This window comes from Streptomyces sp. NPDC033221, from assembly GCF_055577005.1.
In genome coordinates this window covers 58,036-75,562 of the sequence record NZ_JBVIQN010000005.1, presented here as the reverse complement: position 1 = coordinate 75,562, position 17,527 = coordinate 58,036, and the positions used below count along the sequence as shown (strand labels likewise).

11 protein-coding genes are annotated in these 17,527 nt (G+C 72.4%); 6 read left to right on the top strand and 5 right to left on the bottom strand.

Going from position 1 to position 17,527, the window contains the following annotated elements; genetic code table 11:
* Positions 1-126 precede the first annotated feature (126 nt).
* On the bottom strand, positions 127-1,314 hold the full coding sequence (locus tag ACZ53K_RS08040; protein WP_468832893.1) for a C40 family peptidase: 1,188 nt from the start codon (positions 1,312-1,314) through the stop codon (positions 127-129).
* Positions 1,315-1,887: 573 nt separating this feature from the next.
* On the opposite strand from ACZ53K_RS08040, the gene pcrA reads away from it, so the two are divergent.
* Positions 1,888-4,365 carry a DNA helicase PcrA gene (pcrA, locus tag ACZ53K_RS08035; protein ID WP_468832892.1) on the top strand — a complete coding sequence of 826 codons (2,478 nt, stop codon included), beginning with the start codon at positions 1,888-1,890 and terminating at the stop codon, positions 4,363-4,365.
* A gap of 166 nt (positions 4,366-4,531) precedes the next feature.
* Here the strand turns inward: pcrA and ACZ53K_RS08030 are convergent, their stop codons facing one another.
* Both ACZ53K_RS08030 and ACZ53K_RS08025 read right to left on the bottom strand, forming a co-directional pair.
* Positions 4,532-6,181 (bottom strand): M23 family metallopeptidase, encoded by a 1,650-nt coding sequence (locus tag ACZ53K_RS08030; protein WP_468833367.1) that lies wholly within the window; start codon positions 6,179-6,181, stop codon positions 4,532-4,534.
* Between the two features lie 287 nt (positions 6,182-6,468).
* A complete protein-coding gene (locus ACZ53K_RS08025) occupies positions 6,469-7,434 on the bottom strand; it encodes a lipase family alpha/beta hydrolase (protein ID WP_468832891.1) in 966 nt (321 codons plus the stop codon).
* Between the two features lie 427 nt (positions 7,435-7,861).
* Here ACZ53K_RS08025 and ACZ53K_RS08020 point away from each other — a divergent pair, with 427 nt between their 5' ends.
* The gene (locus tag ACZ53K_RS08020) at positions 7,862-8,272 is read left to right on the top strand and encodes a cobalamin B12-binding domain-containing protein (protein WP_003985249.1); all 411 of its coding nucleotides are present in this window, start codon (positions 7,862-7,864) and stop codon (positions 8,270-8,272) included.
* Between the two features lie 101 nt (positions 8,273-8,373).
* Here ACZ53K_RS08020 and ACZ53K_RS08015 read toward each other — a convergent pair whose 3' ends face one another.
* Positions 8,374-10,173 (bottom strand): DUF5691 domain-containing protein, encoded by a 1,800-nt coding sequence (locus ACZ53K_RS08015; protein ID WP_468832889.1) that lies wholly within the window; start codon positions 10,171-10,173, stop codon positions 8,374-8,376.
* A gap of 193 nt (positions 10,174-10,366) precedes the next feature.
* Complete coding sequence (locus tag ACZ53K_RS08010) at positions 10,367-11,749, bottom strand: SWIM zinc finger family protein (RefSeq protein ID WP_468832888.1); 1,383 nt, start codon at positions 11,747-11,749, stop codon at positions 10,367-10,369.
* Between the two features lie 139 nt (positions 11,750-11,888).
* Between ACZ53K_RS08010 and ACZ53K_RS08005 the strand changes: the two genes are divergently transcribed.
* The 4 genes from ACZ53K_RS08005 to ACZ53K_RS07990 all read left to right on the top strand — a co-directional run bounded on the left by ACZ53K_RS08005 (position 11,889) and on the right by ACZ53K_RS07990 (position 17,430).
* Complete coding sequence (locus tag ACZ53K_RS08005) at positions 11,889-12,362, top strand: hypothetical protein (RefSeq protein WP_468832887.1); 474 nt, start codon at positions 11,889-11,891, stop codon at positions 12,360-12,362.
* A 111-nt stretch (positions 12,363-12,473) separates the two neighbouring features.
* Entirely contained in the window at positions 12,474-13,607 is a 1,134-nt protein-coding gene (locus tag ACZ53K_RS08000; RefSeq protein WP_468832885.1) for an ATP-binding protein, read from the top strand.
* Complete coding sequence (locus ACZ53K_RS07995) at positions 13,604-16,270, top strand: DUF5682 family protein (protein WP_468832884.1); 2,667 nt, start codon at positions 13,604-13,606, stop codon at positions 16,268-16,270. The genes ACZ53K_RS08000 and ACZ53K_RS07995 overlap by 4 nt, the downstream gene beginning before the upstream one ends.
* Entirely contained in the window at positions 16,267-17,430 is a 1,164-nt protein-coding gene (locus tag ACZ53K_RS07990; RefSeq protein WP_468832883.1) for a VWA domain-containing protein, read from the top strand. Before ACZ53K_RS07995 ends, ACZ53K_RS07990 begins: the two co-directional genes overlap by 4 nt.
* Positions 17,431-17,527: the final 97 nt, after the last annotated feature.

Below are 17,527 nucleotides of genomic sequence, written 5' to 3'. Positions count from 1 at the left end.
AAGGCCGCGGGGCGTTTGCCCCGCGGCCTCGGTGTTTCCCGAGTGCGCGTGCGTCTCACGGGCGGTGCTCAGGGGCACCGCATCAGGGGCGTCGCGCCAGGGGGCGTCGTACCAGGAGGCGCCGCCTCACGCGGGCCGGACGCTCCCGTAGATCGGCATGTAGTAGATCGACTCGACCCGCACGCTCGCGCCGGGCTTGGGCGCGTGGATCATCTTGCCGTCGCCGATGTACATCCCGACATGGCTGATGTCGTCGTAGAAGAACACCAGGTCACCCGGCTTCAAGTCCTTCGTCGCCACCCGGTCGCCGGCCTTCACCTGGTCCCAGGTGGTGCGCGGCAGGGAGACGCCCGCCGACTTCCAGGCCGCCTGCGTCAGGCCGGAGCAGTCGTACGAGTTGGGGCCGGTCGCGCCCCAGACGTACGGCTTGCCCGTCTGCGCGCGGGCGAACGCGAGGGCCTTGGCCGCCTTGGTCCCGTACGAACCGTCGTCGGCCGACCCGCCGCCCGAGCCCCCTCCGGAACCGCCGTCGGGTGATCCGGAGCCGGTGTCCTGCCCCGGGGTGTCGTGCCGCTGGCGGTCCGCCCGCTCCTTGCGCTCCTTCTCGGCCTGCTTACGGGCCAGCTCCTCGGCCTTGCGCTTGGCCTCGGCCTCCTTCTTGCGCTCCAGCTCCGCCAGCCGCGCCTTCTCCTGGGCGGTCAGCCGGGACAGCAGCTGCCGGGCCTCGGCCAGCTTGTCCTGGACGGACTTCTTGGAGTCCTTCAGGGACGCCTGCGTCACGGTGAGCCGCTCCAGGCTCCGCGACGCCTCGGCACGCTGCCGTACGGCCTCGGCCTGCTGCTCCTGATAGTCGGTGACGGCCTGCTTCTGCTTGCCGGACAGCCGGTCCATCAGGTGGCTGCGGTCGACGAACTGCTGCGGATTCCGGGCCAGCAGGAGCTGCGCGGTCGGGCTCATGCCGCCGCTGCGATATTGGGCCGACGCCAGGGAACCCAGCTCACGCCGGACGTCGTTCATCTTCTGGGTGCGGCGGGCGGTGTCGTCAAGGAGGCGGTCGACGGTGCTGCGCTGCTCGTCGGCCTGTTCCTTGGCGGCGTTGTACTTCTGCGTCGCCACTTCGGCCTGCCGGTAGAGGTCGTCGACCTTCTGCTTGACCTCTTCGATGCTCTGCTGCTGCGGCTGCCGCGGCGCGGCCTCGGCGGTCTGGGAGAGCAGGGTGACGGAGGCGAGGGCGGCGGTGGTGAGCCCGGCGGCCGTACGGCGGCTTCCGGGGGAGGTGAGTATGCGGGTGCGCGGCTTGCGGTGCGACGCCAAGGCCGGCGACTCCTTCCGTGGACCGCCTACCGGGTTAGCGGTGGGGGCACCCCCAGGCCGTTCAGGCACTGGGGGAGGGTTCGGGCGCGTCACTGCGTAACTACGGAAGGCTTGCCCTACGGTCCGTACGGCTGCGGGAGGGGGCGGGGGACTGTGCCCCGAGGCGCCTCTCGCCGTGTGCCGTACCGGCCGATTCACCCCGGTGGTACGTGTGGGTCCCCGGCTCCGGGTGCCTGGTGGCAGGGCCGGACTCGGCGGGGGCGGCCCGTGCGGACGCTGTCGACCGCGGGGACGCGGGCTGCCCGAGCGAGCCACGGTAGCCAACCCTTGTGGCTCCTGTGAAGGCTGATGTTCGATTTGCCCGAAACCTTTTCGTTATCTTGTCGCGTCCGGGGCGTGTCCTGGCTTACTTCTGACCGTATGGGAGCAGGTCCGGTCGTGGCGGCCGCCTTACGCCGTCTCGTGCCGCCTTGTGCCGCCGCGTGCCGCGGCGCGGGACGCGTGCTAGGTCACACGGCCGGATTTTCCGGTACGGGCCGGGCTGTCAGTGCGGCGGCCTAGACTCGGTGGGCGATGAGCAGCCTCTTTGACGACAGCTTCCTGGCGGACCTCGAACCCAAGGGCGAGGGGCCCCCGCCCCCTCCCGAGGACGAGGACGGTCCGGCACAGGAGGAGATCCCGGCCGACCTGTTCGGCGGGCGCTTCGACGTGCCCGGCGGCATCCCGCACGCCGTGGGCCCGGGCCGCGACCCGTACTACCGCGACGGCGCCCCCCGCCCCGCGGTGGACCCGGCCGCCCTCCTGGAGGGGCTCAACGATCAGCAGAAGGCCGCCGTGGCGCACACCGGCGGCCCGCTGCTCATCGTCGCCGGCGCCGGCTCCGGCAAGACCCGCGTCCTGACGCACCGCATCGCGCATCTGCTCGGCGCGCGCCGTGTGCACCCGGGCGAGATCCTCGCGATCACCTTCACCAACAAGGCCGCGGGCGAGATGAAGGAGCGCGTCGAGGAGCTGGTCGGCCCCCGGGCCAACGCGATGTGGGTCTCCACCTTCCACAGCGCGTGCGTGCGCATCCTGCGCCGCGAGTCCAAGAAGCTGGGCTTCACGTCGTCCTTCTCGATCTACGACGCGGCCGACTCCAAGCGCCTGATGGCCCTGGTCTGCCGGGACCTGGACCTCGACCCCAAGCGGTTCCCGCCCAAGTCCTTCAGCGCCAAGGTCTCCAACCTCAAGAACGAGCTCATCGACGAGGAGACCTTCGCCCAACAGGCCGCCGACGGGTTCGAGAAGTCGGTGGCCGAGGCGTACACGATGTACCAGGCGCGGCTGCGCGAGGCCAACGCCCTGGACTTCGACGACATCATCATGACCACGGTCAACCTCCTCCAGGCGTTCCCGGATGTCGCCGACCATTACCGCCGCCGCTTCCGGCACGTCCTCGTGGACGAGTACCAGGACACCAACCACGCCCAGTACACCCTCGTACGGGAACTGGTGGGACCGGCCGAGACCGCCGGCGAGCTGTGCGTGGTCGGTGACGCCGACCAGTCGATCTACGCCTTCCGCGGCGCCACGATCCGTAACATCCTCCAGTTCGAGGAGGACTATCCGGACGCCACGACGATCATGCTGGAGCAGAACTACCGCTCCTCCCAGACGATCCTCAGCGCCGCCAACGCCGTCATCGAGCGCAACGAGAACCGCCGCCCCAAGAACCTGTGGACGGACGCCGGCGAAGGCCCCCGCATCACCGGCTACGTCGCCGACACCGAACACGACGAGGCGCAGTTCGTCGCCGACGAGATCGACCGGCTGACGGACGCGGGCGACGCCAAGGCGGGCGAGGTCGCGGTCTTCTACCGCACCAACGCCCAGTCCCGTGTCTTCGAAGAGATCTTCATCCGGGTCGGCCTGCCCTACAAGGTCGTCGGCGGCGTGCGCTTCTACGAGCGCAAGGAGGTCCGCGACGTTCTCGCGTACCTGCGCGTCCTCGCCAACCCCGAGGACACCGTCCCGCTGCGTCGCATCCTGAACGTGCCCAAGCGCGGCATCGGCGACCGCGCCGAAGCCATGATCGACGCGCTGTCCGCCCGCGAGAAGATCACCTTCCCGCAGGCGCTGCGCCGGGTCGACGAGGCGTACGGCATGGCCGCCCGCTCCGCCAACGCCGTCAAGCGCTTCAACACGCTCATGGAAGAGCTGCGGACCATCGTCGAGTCCGGCGCGGGCCCCGCCACCGTCCTGGAAGCGGTGCTGGAGCGTACGGGCTACCTCGCCGAGCTGCAGGCCTCCACCGACCCGCAGGATGAGACCCGCATCGAGAACCTCCAGGAACTGGCCGCCGTCGCCCTGGAATTCGAGCAGGACCGCGGGGAGGAGAACCCGGGCACCCTCTCCGACTTCCTGGAGCAGGTCGCGCTGGTCGCCGACTCCGACCAGATCCCCGACGAGGACGAGGAAGGCTCCGGCGTCATCACCCTGATGACGCTGCACACCGCCAAGGGCCTGGAGTTCCCCACCGTCTTCCTGACCGGCATGGAGGACGGCGTCTTCCCGCACATGCGCGCCCTCGGCCAGACCAAGGAACTGGAGGAGGAGCGGCGGCTGGCGTACGTCGGCATCACCCGCGCCCGCGAACGGCTCTTCGTGACCCGCTCGACGATGCGCAGCGCCTGGGGCCAGCCGTCGTACAACCCGCCGTCGCGCTTCCTGGAGGAGATCCCGGAGCAGTACGTGACCTGGCGGCGCACGGGCCCCGCGACGCCCTCCGCCTCCATGGGCGCGATGACGGGCACGGGCGGCGGTGGCTTCGGCTCCGGGCTGTCCTCGTCGCGTACGAAGGCCGGGCCGAGCGGCTTCGCGACCCGGCGCGCCAAGGACCGCGAGGTGGTCTCGCTGGCGGTCGGCGACCGCGTCACGCACGACAGCTTCGGGCTGGGCTCGGTCGTCGCGGTCAAGGGCAGCGGGGACAACGCGGAGGCGACGATCGACTTCGGCGGGGAGAAGCCCAAGCGGCTGCTGCTGCGGTACGCGCCGGTGGAGAAGCTCTGACGGAGCGGGGCGACGGATGGTGTGACGGGCGGTGCTGAACCGTCCGGTGCTCAACGTCCGGCGATGAACCGTCCGGCGCCTTGGGGCGCCGGACGGATTGCTGCTGGTCGGCCTGGTCGGCCGGGTGGGCTGCTGTCGCTTGTCGGCCTGGTCGGCCGGGCGGCGGTCAGTTCGGGTCGAGGCCGTGGCTGCGCAGCCACGGCAGCGGGTCGATGGCCGAGCCGCCGCCGGGGCGCACCTCGAAGTGCAGATGCGGTCCGGTGGAGTTGCCGGAGCTGCCCGAGTAGGCGATCTGGTCCCCGGCCTTGACCGTTCCCGACCGGATTTTGGTGCTGCTCAGGTGGCAGTACCAGGTCTCGGTGCCGTCGGGGGCGGTCACGATCGCCATGTTTCCGTAGGCCGAATTCCGCTGCGTACGGACGGTGCCGTCGGTGGCGGCCATGACGGGCGTGCCGTAGCCGACCGGGAAGTCGATCCCGGTGTGCACGGACATCCAGTTGACGCCTGCCTGCCCGTACATGGCGCTCAGCCCGTGCTGCGCGACCGGCAGCGCGAACTTGGGGCGCATGGCTTCCTTGCGCGCCGCCTCCTCGGCCTTGCGCTTCTTCTCCGCGATCTGCCTGGCCTTGAGGTCGATGCGCTCCTGCGTACGGCTGGCCCGGTCGGCGAAGTCGTCGGCGCCCGCGCTCAGGCTGGCGAGCTGGGTGTCGAGCTTGTTGTTGGCCGCGGCCGGCTGCACGGCCGCGGGGTCCCCTGCGGCCTGGGTCGTCGTGTTGTCCTTGGCACCGTTCTGGGCACTGCTGGTGACGGAGGCGGCGGCCACGGCGCACACGCCCATCGCGGCGACCGAGGGCACCGCGACGGTCAGCAGCGCGGAGCGCTTCGCGGTACGGCGGCGGCCGCGGCCGGACGAACCGCCGCCCCGCGCGGCCCGGCGTGAGCGGGAGGCGCGTGCGCCGGGCACGGAGGCGGCGGCGCTGTCGTCGGGGGTGATGTCGGCGGCGTCCGGGGAGACGCCGTCGGGGCCGCCGGGGCCGTCGAAACCTTCGTGGGCACTGAGGCCGTCGATGCCGTCGATGCCGTTGAGGCCGCTGGAGTCGTGGAAAGTGTCGGCGCCGTCGAAACCGTGGCCGTTCACGTCACGGCCGTCGAAGTCGGGGCCGATGGCCGGTGCGGTCTGGGTGAGGGCCTCGGCGAATCGGTTGTCCGCCGCATCCGCACCGGAAAACGCCTCATATCCGCCGTAAGCGGACTGGTGCTGATCGTTCGCGGTCGGATACGCACCGGAGTCGTAGTGCTGGCCGTGGTCCTGCCCCAGACCCGGGCCGGTCCAAGTCATGGTTTCCCACTGGGAGCTGGCGTCGGCGTCGTACGGGTAGCCGGTCTGCGGCGGGCCCGCCTGCGCCGGGATGCCCGGGATCAGGTCCTGGCCGACGGCACCCCAGACAGCGGTGGCCTCGTAGGCGTCGGGGCCGGACGGGGGCGCGGCCGGCGCTCCGGTTCCGTAGCCGCCGGTGTCATAAGCGGTGTGGGAGTACGGGTCGTAGCCCGCGGAGTGGGTACCCGTGTCGTAACCGCCGTGCGCGCCGGAGGCGTACGCGCCGTACGCGGTCGTGTCGTACGGCGCGGCGTCGTGCGCGCCGGTGGCCTGGTGGCCAGGGAACGCGCCGAAGTACGGCTCGCCACCGCCGTATGCGGCATGGCCGGTCTGGGTGTCCTGGTGTCCGTAGGACCCGTAGGCAGGGTAATGCGCATACGAGGCGTCGGGAGAGGGGACAGCCGGAGCGGGGGACTCCGGCGAGTGACGGTCGTTCACCACCACTTCTCTTTCGCCTCGGCAGCAGGAGAATTAGCGGCGACTGTACCCGGCAGTACGTGACGGCGACAATCTTCGGCAGGTTTCGGGCTTCCCGGCAACGGGCATTTGGCCGCCTTTCGGCGGACAGTATGCGCGTTCTTGGCGCCGCGTTCGAGGAGCGTTCGAAGCGGTACGGGGTCGCGGAAGTGCGCACACGAAGATCGAAAGGGCGGGCGCGACCTTGGAAAGTGCCCGCGGTGAAGATCAACCAGGTGGCAGCGTGCCGGGGCCCGGTCCTGCCGAGGTCAGGCCACCGATGTCGCGCTCGCGCTGCCTTCCGCCTCCTCCTCGACGCCGAGCGCCTCCCGTATTCCGGCCGCGACCGCGCCGTTGACCGGGAGCGCGAGATGTCCCACCCCGGATACCCGCACGCTGCGGCTGATCAAATCCCGGTGCTCGATACGCGCGGTCTCGACCGGGACCATCAGCTGGTCCAAGTCGCTCCAGAAGCAGACGAAATGTGTCCGGCAATTCGGGGCGGGCCGCGCCAACTCCACGATCACGTCGGAATGCGGGCGCATCTGCCGTACGAGCGGATGGGCCGACATCAACGGCGCGACCCGGGTGCCGCCGTGCGGGGTGCCGAGCGTGATCAGGGTGCGTACGCGCAGGTCACCGCCGAGGCGCTGGGCGTAGTAACGGGCGATCAGGCCGCCGAGGCTGTGACCCACCAGATCGACCCGGCTGTGCCCGGTGCGCTCGCAGAACTGCTCGACGTGCCGGCCCAGCAGTTCGGCGGCCTTGCGCAGGTCGCAGGTGAGCGGGGAGTAGTTGAGCGCTTCCACGTGGCGCCAGCCGTGCCGCAGCAGCGAACGGCGCAGCAGCACGAAGACGGAGCGGTTGTCGATGAAGCCGTGCAGCAGGAGCACGGGCGGGTGGGCGCGGCCTTGTGTGGGCAGCGGGGTGGGCGGGGCGAGTGGGGTGAGTGGAGTGGAGGGGGTGCTGATGCCTGTGCGTGCTTCTGTGCCCGTGCCTGTGGCTGTGTCCGTGCCGGTGCCGGTGCCGGTGCCGGTGGCTGTGCCCGTCTCCGTGCCTGCCTCCGTGCCCGCCTCCGTGTCCTTGCCCGGGCCTGGGAGGGTTCTGGGGTGTTCCTGCTGGATGCCGGTCGGGTACAGCAGAAGGTGTCCGACGAGGATCGCCAGCTCCACTACCGTCGCGCGCAGCAGCGCGGAGGGGCGGGCCAGGCAACAGAGAAAGGGCAAGGCCTTCATGGCCGACCTCCCGAATGGCACGCGGGAGACGACTCTGTCCCCCGTATGCCCTCATGGGCAGCCGTTTCCGGCAACGTACAAGTACGTGAACGAGCTGCTGCACGGACGTACGGATACGAAGGCGGATGCGTTCAACGGCCGGACCCCCGTGCCGCGCGGCTGACGGCGCGGAGGTACGGCGACCTCACTGCGGCTCCCCGAGCGTCCGTCCCGCCGTATGGACCGATGCGGAACGCAACGCGTAGCGAACGTGTCCCAACGTGTGATTTCCCCCTCCCTCAGTGTTACGAAACGGCCGGGTACGGGATGCTGGCGATAACGTTCGTTCACGCTTGGGGCGGCCGGCGCGGCCGCCATTCGGATGTCGGTCCGGCGGCCCTGCCCCGTGCAGGTGCCGTGTGGTGTCGTGCAGGGCTGGGAGGCAGTGATGGGTGTGCAGGGTCCGATCCGCGTGGTGGTGGCCAAGCCGGGGCTCGACGGGCACGACCGGGGGGCCAAGGTCATCGCGCGGGCGCTGCGCGACGCCGGTATGGAGGTCATCTACACAGGGCTGCACCAGACCCCGGAGCAGGTCGTGGACACCGCGATCCAGGAGGACGCCGACGCCATCGGCCTGTCCATCCTGTCCGGCGCGCACAACACCCTGTTCGCGAAGGTCATAGAGCTGCTCAAGGAGCGGGACGCGGCCGACATCAAGGTGTTCGGCGGCGGCATCATCCCGGAGGCGGACATCCCGCCCCTCAAGGAGCTGGGCGTCGCGGAGATCTTCACGCCCGGGGCGACCACCACGTCGATCGTGGAGTGGGTCCGTGCCAACGTCCGCCAGCTGGCGGCCTGACGGCAGCGCGGCGGCCCACGGCGGCCGGGTGGAGCGGGCCGGGGGCGGATGACGGGCACGGGCGGATGACGGGCGCGCGCGGATGACGGGCACGGGCCGCTTCACGGGGTCAGCTCCGCCCGCATCGTGGCGCGCAGCCGTAGCGTGCCCACCAGGCGCTGGAACGCCTCGGACCAGTAGCCGACCGCGCCGGGCGAGCCGTCCGCCGGTTCGTCCGGCGTCGCCGTGAGCATGGCGAGCCGGTCCGCCGCGTCCGGGTCCAGGCACCGCTCGGCCAGGCCCATCACGCCGCTGAAGCTCCACGGATAACTGCCCGCGTCCCGGGCGATGTCCAGCGCGTCCACCACCGCACGCCCCAGCGGCTCGGACCACGGCACCGCACACACCCCGAGCATCCGGAACGCGTCGGACAGGCCGTGGGCCGCGATGAAGTCCGCGACCCACCGGGCACGTTCCTCCTCGGGCAGCACCGTCAGCAGCCGTGCCAGGTCACGGGACGAACCGGCCGGATGGTCGGGGGCCGTGCCGCCGGGCAATGTTCCGCCGGTCGTGGAAGCGGTGGCGGCCGGTCCGGCGGCGGCCAATCCGGTGGCGTACGTGCCGGAGCCCTGCGGGGCGGCCGCCGGGGCGCCGAGCAGGGCCCGCGTCCAGGCCACGTCCCGCTGCCGTACGGCAGCGCGGCACCAGGCGTCGTGCAGCTCGGTACGCCAGCCGTCGGCCACCGGCAGCGCGACGATCTCCGCCGGTTCCCGGCCGCCCAGCCACTGGCTCCAGCACTCCAGTGGGGCGGACTCCAGAAGCTGGCTCAGCCACCAGGCCCGTTCGCCGCGGCCGGTCGGCGGCCTAGTCACCACCCCGTCGCGCTGCATCGCGGCATCACACTCCCGCGGGGCTTCGACCACGAGCGCCCAGCCGGCCGCACCGGACACCCGCTTCCCGGAAGCGTTCAGGGGCGGCTCCGTGGCCGCGTCCGTACGTACGAGGGTGACGCAGGCGCGGGCCCGGTCCGCCATCCGCGCGGCCAGCGCGGTGCCGGGCAGGGCCGACAGCAACTCCGCGGCCGTACCCCGTACGTTGCGGCTGCGGTCGGACAGCGCCTGCTCCAGGAACGGCTCGTCGGCCATCGTCAGCCCCTCCCGCAGCGAGTCGAGGAACATCAGCCGGTCCTCGGCGCGCTCGGTCGGCCAGGTGGTGGCCAGCAGGGCCAGCCCGGCTGCCGGGTCGCGGCGGCGCAGTGCGGCCAGCAGGGAGACCCGCTCCGCGAACAGGCCCTCCTCCCACAAGGCGCGCACGGCCTCCGGCTCGTCCGTGCCGGGCAGCGCGGCCGGGCTCCCGACGCCGCGCAACGCGAACTTCCACTCGTCGTTGAGCCGCGCCAGCCACAGCGCCCGCGGCCCGGCGAAGCCGAGTGCGGCCGCGCGCAGGTCTGTCCGGGCCCGGGCCGCGTCGAGCAGCGCGGGCAGCAGCGCCTCGGGGGCGCGGTAGCCGTGCCGGGCGGCGGCGGTGAGCCACTGCGGCAGCAACTCGGTCAGGTCGGGGGCCGTGCCACGGCGGTGACCGCTGCCGGTGCCGTTCCGGTCGGCGAGCAGCAGCGACAGTCGGCGACGCGCGGCCGGTGGCAGCGGCGGGCGCGGGTCGGCCGATGCCGGTACGGGGCGTTCGCGGGCGGGCGCCGGTCGCAGGGCGGCGCGGCGCCGGACCGTGCTGATGGCGGCCGCGTCCAGCAGGGCGGCCGCGGTGCTCCGGCCCGCGCGGGCGGTGACGGGCGGCGTACGGCGTTCCGTACCGAGCAGCGCCGAACTCACCAGTTCCTCCCAGGAGGGCTCGGGTACGGCGGCGGGACGGCCGCGGTCGTGCGGTGCGGTGTCGGGCCGGTTTCCGGTGCTGCGTTCTTCGATCATGGTCTTCCCCCGGACGGTGATCGGATCAGGGACAACGGGCGGCGGGTGGCGGTTCGGACGGTTTGGACGGTGCGGGTGGTGTGGACAGCGTGGGGGGTGCAGGCGGTGTGGACGGCCGGGGTCCCGGCCGCTCCGTGACTCACAGGGCGCCCGTGACTCACAAAGCACCCGCGACTCCCGGAGCACCCGTGACTCACAGCGCGACCGGATCGGGATCCCAGGTGGTCAAAGGCATGAAGCCGCGGTGCCCGCACTCGCCGAAGACCGTGACCGGTTCGCCGCCGGATATCGCGGCCAGCCGCCACAGTCCGGCCCGCTCCGTGTAGCGCGGGTCTACAGGCAGTGCCGACTCGCCGTCCGCGTCGGCCAGTTGCCACGGTTCGCCGCCCTTCCCCGGTATCGGTATGACATCGGTCAGGATCACCGGCCAGGCGTCCAGCCAGGGGTCGTCGCGCAGTGCGTCGCCGTATGCGGCCAGCGCGGCATCGGTGCCGCCGCCCGGTGGTGTGCCGGAGGCCGGGGCCGGGTCGGCGTGCCGCGCGCCCAGGGCGACGCGCAGCGGGCGCGCGCCCGGGTAGTAGGCGAGATCGGCATCGAGGGTGAGTCCGCTCGGCAGGGACAGGTCCAGGGCCCGGTCCGGCCCGCTGAAGGAGAGATGGAGCGCCATCCGCCCGGTCCGCTCGCCGCGCAGCCAGATTCGCCGGCTGGTCAGCATCCCCTCTTCGGCGTCCTGTTGGGCGAGCACCAGCCAGCGGTCGCGGATGGTCGCGGTGTCCGGTCCGGCGAGTACGTCCGCCGCGTCGGTGGTCAGGCCCACGCGGGTGCGGACCGTCGAGGCCAGGGCGGGCGGCAGCCGGTCGATGCCGAGGAATGCCTGGTCCAGGAGGTGGATCAGGGAGCACTCCGCGAGGAGCCGGGACGGCCAGTCCGCCCCGGACGCCACGGTCGAGCCCAACTCCCGTACACGCGAAGCGAGGCCGGGCGCTTGGGCGTCGACCATACGGGCCGCCGTCTCGTCACAGGTGCCGTATCCTGAACGGTCGGTGGTGGCCAGGCCCGAGCGCAGCAGGTCCTCCAGCCGCTGTTCCAGCTCGGTGGCGCCGGCAGCGATCCGCTGGGCGCGCAGCGCCGCCCGGCGCCGCGCGGCCTCCGGGCCCGCGGACGACGGAGACGCCGAAACGCCTGTGCCCGCAGTCGCGTTGGCCGCTGCCGACGTCTTCTCCTGCTCACGCTGCCGACGCGCGGTGAGCCACTCCTCGGCCCACGCGGGAGGCTCGCAGTCGGTCACGGCCTCTTCCTCGCCCGCCCACATGAGCAGCAGCCCCAGCGCGTGCTTGCACGGGAACTTACGGCTCGGGCAGCTGCACTTGAAGGCCGGCGCGGCCGGACCGGCCGTGTCGACAACGGTCTGGTACGGCTTGCTGCCCTGGCACAGGCCCCACACTGCCCCGTCCCGTGTGCCGGTCTCCGGCCACGAGCCCGGTGTCGCGAGCCTGCTGCCCGCCTTTCGTGACGGCGCGTCGGGCGCGAGTGCGAGCACCTGATCCGACGTCCAGCGTTCCCCCTGCGGATTCATGCTCCAAACGCTACGAGCCCCCACTGACAATCGCCTTGACCAGCAGAGATCGCCCTGTCATGACCTTGACTTTACTTTCCCATTGCGGTTGATTGACGCGATCTTCCGGCTTTTCCGCACTCTTCACCAGGAGTCCGCCGTGCTCGCATCCCGCCTCCGCGCCATGGCCGCCACCGCGGTCTGCACGACCGCCCTGACCGCCGTCGCCGGCTGCGGTGCCGTGGACAAGGCCGTGGACAAGGAAGTCGGCCGGCACGTCGAGAAGGAGATGAAGAAGTACGAGGAGACCGAGTACCAGGTCACGTACGAAGTCACCGGCGGGGCGGTGGACTCGATCGCGTACGACGATGCGTCCGGCAAGGGCAGTGTCGACGCCGCGGGGGAGGGCGCGAAGGACGGCAAGGACGGCAAGGACGGGGCGGCTCCGAAGCTTCCGTGGCAGAAGACCGTCACGCTCAAGGGCAGCGCCGCGCCGACCGTCTGGGCCGTGGTCGCCGACGGCGGCGGCGAGGTGACCTGCTCGATCACCTACCAGGGCCGGCAGCTGACGAAGCGGACCGCGAAAGGGGCCTTCGAGTCCGCGCAGTGCGTGGCGATGTCGCCGCTGAAGTAGCAGGTCAGGGCCGGTTATCCGGTGATTGTCAGTGGTGTGGTGCAGGGTTGTTCACGCAAGCGGCCGGCGGAGGCGGGGTACCGGCCGCAGACTTTGCGACGAGGGGGAACCATGTCCGACAAGCACACCGCGGAGACCGCCGCAGACACCGGCGCCGACGGCTCCGCGCAGGCGCTGCGCCCCCATGCGGAGGACGCGTTCGCGGCGGAACTGAAGGCGCTGGCGGCGGCCGACGACCGGCCGCGGCCCGAACGGTGGCGGCTGTCGCCATGGGCGGTGGCGACGTACCTGCTCGGCGGCAGCCTGCCGGACGGCACACTCATCACACCGAAGTACGTGGGCCCGCGGCGGCTCGTCGAGGTCGCGGTGACGACCCTCGCGACCGACCGCGCGCTGCTGCTGCTCGGCGTGCCCGGCACGGCCAAGACCTGGGTGTCGGAACACCTGGCGGCGGCCGTCAGCGGCGACTCGACGCTGCTCGTGCAGGGCACCGCAGGCACGCCCGAAGAAGCCATCCGCTACGGCTGGAACTACGCGCAGCTGCTCGCCCACGGCCCGAGCCGGGACGCGCTGGTGCCGAGCCCCGTCATGCGGGCGATGGCCCAGGGCATGACCGCGCGCGTGGAGGAACTGACCCGCATCCCGGCCGACGTGCAGGACACGCTCATCACCGTACTGTCGGAGAAGACACTGCCGATCCCGGAGCTCGGCCAGGAGGTCCAGGCGGTACGCGGCTTCAACCTGATCGCCACGGCCAACGACCGCGACCGCGGGGTCAACGAACTCTCCAGCGCCCTGCGCCGCCGCTTCAACACGGTCGTCCTGCCGCTGCCCGCGACGCCCGAGGAGGAGGTCGACATCGTCTCCCGGCGCGTCGACCAGATCGGCCGCTCGCTGGACCTGCCGCCCGCCCCCGAGGGGACGGACGAGATCCGCCGCGTCGTCACGGTCTTCCGGGAGCTGCGCGACGGCGTCACCGCCGACGGACGCACCAAGGTCAAGTCGCCCTCGGGCACGCTGTCCACGGCCGAGGCCATCTCCGTGGTGACCAGCGGCCTGGCGCTCGCCGCGCACTTCGGCGACGGCGTACTGCGCTCCGCGGACGTGGCCTCGGGAATCCTCGGTGCCGTGATACGGGACCCGGCGGCCGACCGGGTGGTGTGGCAGGAGTACCTGGAAACCGTGGTGCGCGAGCGCGACGGCTGGAAGGACTTCTACCGCGCCTGCCGTGAGGCCGGCGCATGAACGCCCGGGAGGCCCAGCCGCTGCTGCTGGGGGTGCGGCACCACGGACCGGGCTCGGCGCGGGCGGTCAGGGCGGTCCTGGAGCGCCACACACCCCGCGCCCTGCTGATCGAGGGGCCGCCGGAGGCGGACGCGTTGGTGGCCCTGGCCGCCGACGAGGCGATGCGGCCGCCGGTCGCCCTGCTCGCCCACGTACCCGCCGACCCGGTGCGGGCGGCGTTCTGGCCGCTGGCCGAGTTCTCCCCGGAGTGGGTGGCGATCCGGTGGGCCCTCTCCCACGACGTACCGGTGCGCTTCATCGACCTGCCGGCGGCACACTCCCTGGCGCTCGGTGCGGATACGGACACAGATCCGGATACGGATGCGGGCGCGGGCGCGGGCGGTGACGAGGCGACCGGACGGGACGGCACGGCGGATGCCGACCGTGCGGCGGAGGCGCGGATCGATCCGGTGGCGGTGCTCGCCGAGACCGCCGGGTACGACGACCCGGAGCGCTGGTGGGAGGACGTGATCGAACACCGCGCCCACCGGAACGGGAACGAGAAAGGGGGCGCGGGCGGAGACGGAGAAGGGGACGCTGACGCGGGTCCGCAGGGCGCCATGGGCGGTGCCGATCCGCTCGCACCGTTCGAGGCGCTGGCCGAGGCGATGGAAGCGCTGCGCGAGGCCTACGGCGTCGGCGGACACGACCGCGACCTGGTGCGCGAGGCCCATATGCGGCTCCGGTTGCGCGAAGCACGCCGGGAGTTCGGAGACCACATCGCCGTGGTGTGCGGCGCTTGGCACGTCCCGGCGCTGGCCCGGCGCACGACCGTGACCGCCGACCGGCAGCTCCTCAAGGGCCTGCCCAAGGTGAAGCCCGAGGTGACGTGGGTGCCATGGACCCACCGCAGGCTCTCGCGCCGCAGCGGGTACGGCGCAGGGATCTCCTCACCCGGCTGGTACGGCCACCTCTTCAGCGCCCCAGACCGCCCCATGGAACGCTGGATGACCAAGGTGGCAGGGCTGCTGCGCGAGGAGGACTACGCCGTCTCCTCCGCCCACGTCATCGAGGCCGTACGGCTCGCCGAAGCGCTCGCCGCGATGCGCGGCCGCCCGCTGGCGGGGCTGGCCGAAGCCGGTGACGCGGTGCGCGCGGTGCTCGGCGAGGGGTCGGACGCGCCGTCCGCCCTGATCCACGACCGTCTGGTGGTGGGGGACGTACTGGGGGAGGTACCGGACAGCGCCCCGGCCGTGCCCCTCCAGCGGGACATCACCCGCAGCCAGCGGTCGCTGCGCCTCAAACCGGAGGCGGCGGAACGGGAACTGGACCTGGATCTCCGCAAGGAGACCGACGCAGGGCGGAGCCGGCTGCTGCACCGGCTGCGGCTGCTCGGCGTGCCGTGGGGCGAGCCCGTACGGACACGTGCGAGCACCGGCACGTTCCGGGAGAGCTGGCGCCTCCGGTGGGAGCCCGAACTGTCCGTACGGGCCGCCGAAGCCGGCATCTGGGGCACGACGGTGGCAGCCGCCGCGACCGCCAAGGCGGAGTCCGACGCCGTGGGCACCACCGCCCTCGCCGACGTCACCGCCCTGGCCGAACGCTGCCTGCTGGCCGCCCTCCCGGACGCGCTGCCCGTGGTCATGCGGGTGCTCACGGACCGGGCCGCGCTGGACGCGGACGTGGGGCACCTCGCCCAGGCGCTGCCGGCGCTGGTGCGTTCGGTCCGCTACGGCGACGTACGCGGCACGGACGCCACCGCGCTCGGCGAAGTGGCCACCGGGCTGGCCGAGCGGGTCTTCGTCGGCCTGCCACCGGCCTGCGCGGGCCTGGACGCGGACGGCGCCGCGGACATGCGTCGACACCTGGACGCGACCCACCACGCGGTGGGCCTTCTGGACGAAGGCTCGGCGAGTACTCCGGGGCTGGGGGCGGCGGGGGCCGGGTCGGGCGAGGGAGCGGGCGCGGGCGAGGGAGCGGGAGCCAGGTCCGCGACCGATGCCGCGGCCGGGGCCTGTGCCGAGCCCGATGCCGGGACCGGGACCGGGGCCGACCGTACGGTCCGGCGTGGTGGCCTGCGGGAGCGCTGGGCGGCGGTGCTGCGGAAGCTGGCCGAACGGGAGGCGGTGCCGGGCCTTCTGCGGGGGCGTGCGGTCCGGCTGCTGCTCGACGACGGGCGGCTCACGCCCGAAGACGCGGAACGGCTGATGGGGCTGGCCCTGTCACCGGGGACCCCGCCGGCCGAGGCGGCGGGCTGGATCGAGGGGTTCGCGGGCGGCGACGCCGGGGGGCTGCTCCTGGTGCACGACGAGCGGCTGCTGGCCCTGGTGGACGGCTGGCTGACCCACGTGCCGGCGGACGCGTTCACGGACGTACTGCCGTTGCTGCGGCGGACGTTCGCGGAGTACGACGCCGGAGTGTGCCGCACGCTCGGCGAGTTGGTGCGCCGCGGGCCGGCCGGGGCCGGCGGGAACGGCGCGGGGCAGGGCCCGGGCCACGGCGGCCAGGAAGCGGCGATACCGGGCTTCGGCCCCGGCCTGGACCGTGACCGGGCAGCGGCCGTACTGCCGACCCTGCGCACCCTGCTGGGCCTCACGGAGGGGATGGGGCCACACGGCGAGGAAGCGGAAGGGGCGGAGGCCAGGATGGATGAGGCGGGGGAACGGACGGGGGTGGCCGGATGAGCGACGCGCAGGAGCGGCTACGGCGGTGGCGGCTGGTGCTGGGAGGGGACGGCGCCGACGGGACCGGCTGCGAGCTGCGGGGGCAGGACGCCGCCATGGACGGGGCGCTCAGCGCGCTCTACGGAGGCCGCAGGCCGGACGGAACGGGTGGCGGGGGCCCGCGCGCGGCGGGCCTCGGTGCCTCGGCGCCGAATGTGGCCCGCTGGCTGGGGGACATCCGTACGTACTTCCCCACCTCCGTCGTCCAGGTCATGCAGCGCGACGCGATCGAACGGCTCGGCCTGTCCGCGCTGCTGCTGGAACCGGAGATGCTGGAGGCCGTCGAGGCCGACGTGCACCTGGTGGGGACCCTCCTCTCCCTCAACAAGGTCATGCCGGAGACGACGAAGGAGACCGCCCGGGCCGTGGTGCGCAAGGTCGTCGAACAGATGGAGAAACGGCTGTCGACGCGTACCCGCGCCACACTGACCGGCGCCCTGGACCGGTCCGCGCGCATCAGCCGTCCCCGGCACCGGGACATCGACTGGGACCGTACGATCCGCGCGAACCTCAAGAACTACCTCCCGGAACACCGCACGGTCGTCCCCGAACGGCTGATCGGCTACGGACGGGCCGCGCAGTCGGTGAAGAAGGACGTGGTGCTCTGCATCGACCAGTCCGGGTCGATGGCGGCCTCCGTCGTCTACGCCGCCGTGTTCGGCGCGGTGCTGGCGTCCGTGCGGGCCATCGCGACCCGGCTGGTCGTCTTCGACACCGCGGTGGTCGACCTGACGGACGAACTGGACGACCCGGTGGACGTGCTCTTCGGCACCCAGCTGGGCGGCGGCACGGACATCAACCGCGCGCTCGCGTACTGCCAGTCGCAGATCACCCGGCCCGCCGACACCGTCGTCGTACTGATCAGCGACCTCTACGAAGGCGGCATACGCGACGAGATGCTCAAACGCGTCGCGGTGATGAAGGCGTCCGGGGTGCAGTTCGTGACGCTGCTCGCGCTGTCGGACGAGGGGGCACCCGCCTACGACCGCGACCACGCGGCGGCCCTCGCGGCCCTCGGCGCACCCGCGTTCGCCTGTACGCCGGACCTCTTTCCGGAGGTGATGGCGGCCGCGATCGAGAAGCGGCCGCTGCCGATACCGGACATGACGGAGCAACGGTAACGAGAGCCTCAGGGGGCTTGCGTGGCCCCTGGCCTGTCGTGCAAGGATCAGGGCACCGCTCGATCACCGCGCTGCGCGTGACGCCGGTTCCCAGGCT

Excerpts from the sequence above, each read along its gene's own strand:
- pcrA (WP_468832892.1), top strand. The coding sequence starts at position 1,888 with ATGAGCAGCCTCTTTGACGACAGCTTCCTGGCGGACCTCGAACCCAAG.
- ACZ53K_RS08025 (WP_468832891.1), bottom strand. The coding sequence starts at position 7,434 with ATGAAGGCCTTGCCCTTTCTCTGTTGCCTGGCCCGCCCCTCCGCGCTG.
- ACZ53K_RS08020 (WP_003985249.1), top strand. The coding sequence starts at position 7,862 with ATGGGTGTGCAGGGTCCGATCCGCGTGGTGGTGGCCAAGCCGGGGCTC.
- ACZ53K_RS08015 (WP_468832889.1), bottom strand. The coding sequence starts at position 10,173 with ATGATCGAAGAACGCAGCACCGGAAACCGGCCCGACACCGCACCGCAC.
- ACZ53K_RS08010 (WP_468832888.1), bottom strand. The coding sequence starts at position 11,749 with ATGAATCCGCAGGGGGAACGCTGGACGTCGGATCAGGTGCTCGCACTC.
- ACZ53K_RS08000 (WP_468832885.1), top strand. The coding sequence starts at position 12,474 with ATGTCCGACAAGCACACCGCGGAGACCGCCGCAGACACCGGCGCCGAC.
- ACZ53K_RS07995 (WP_468832884.1), top strand. The coding sequence starts at position 13,604 with ATGAACGCCCGGGAGGCCCAGCCGCTGCTGCTGGGGGTGCGGCACCAC.
- ACZ53K_RS07990 (WP_468832883.1), top strand. The coding sequence starts at position 16,267 with ATGAGCGACGCGCAGGAGCGGCTACGGCGGTGGCGGCTGGTGCTGGGA.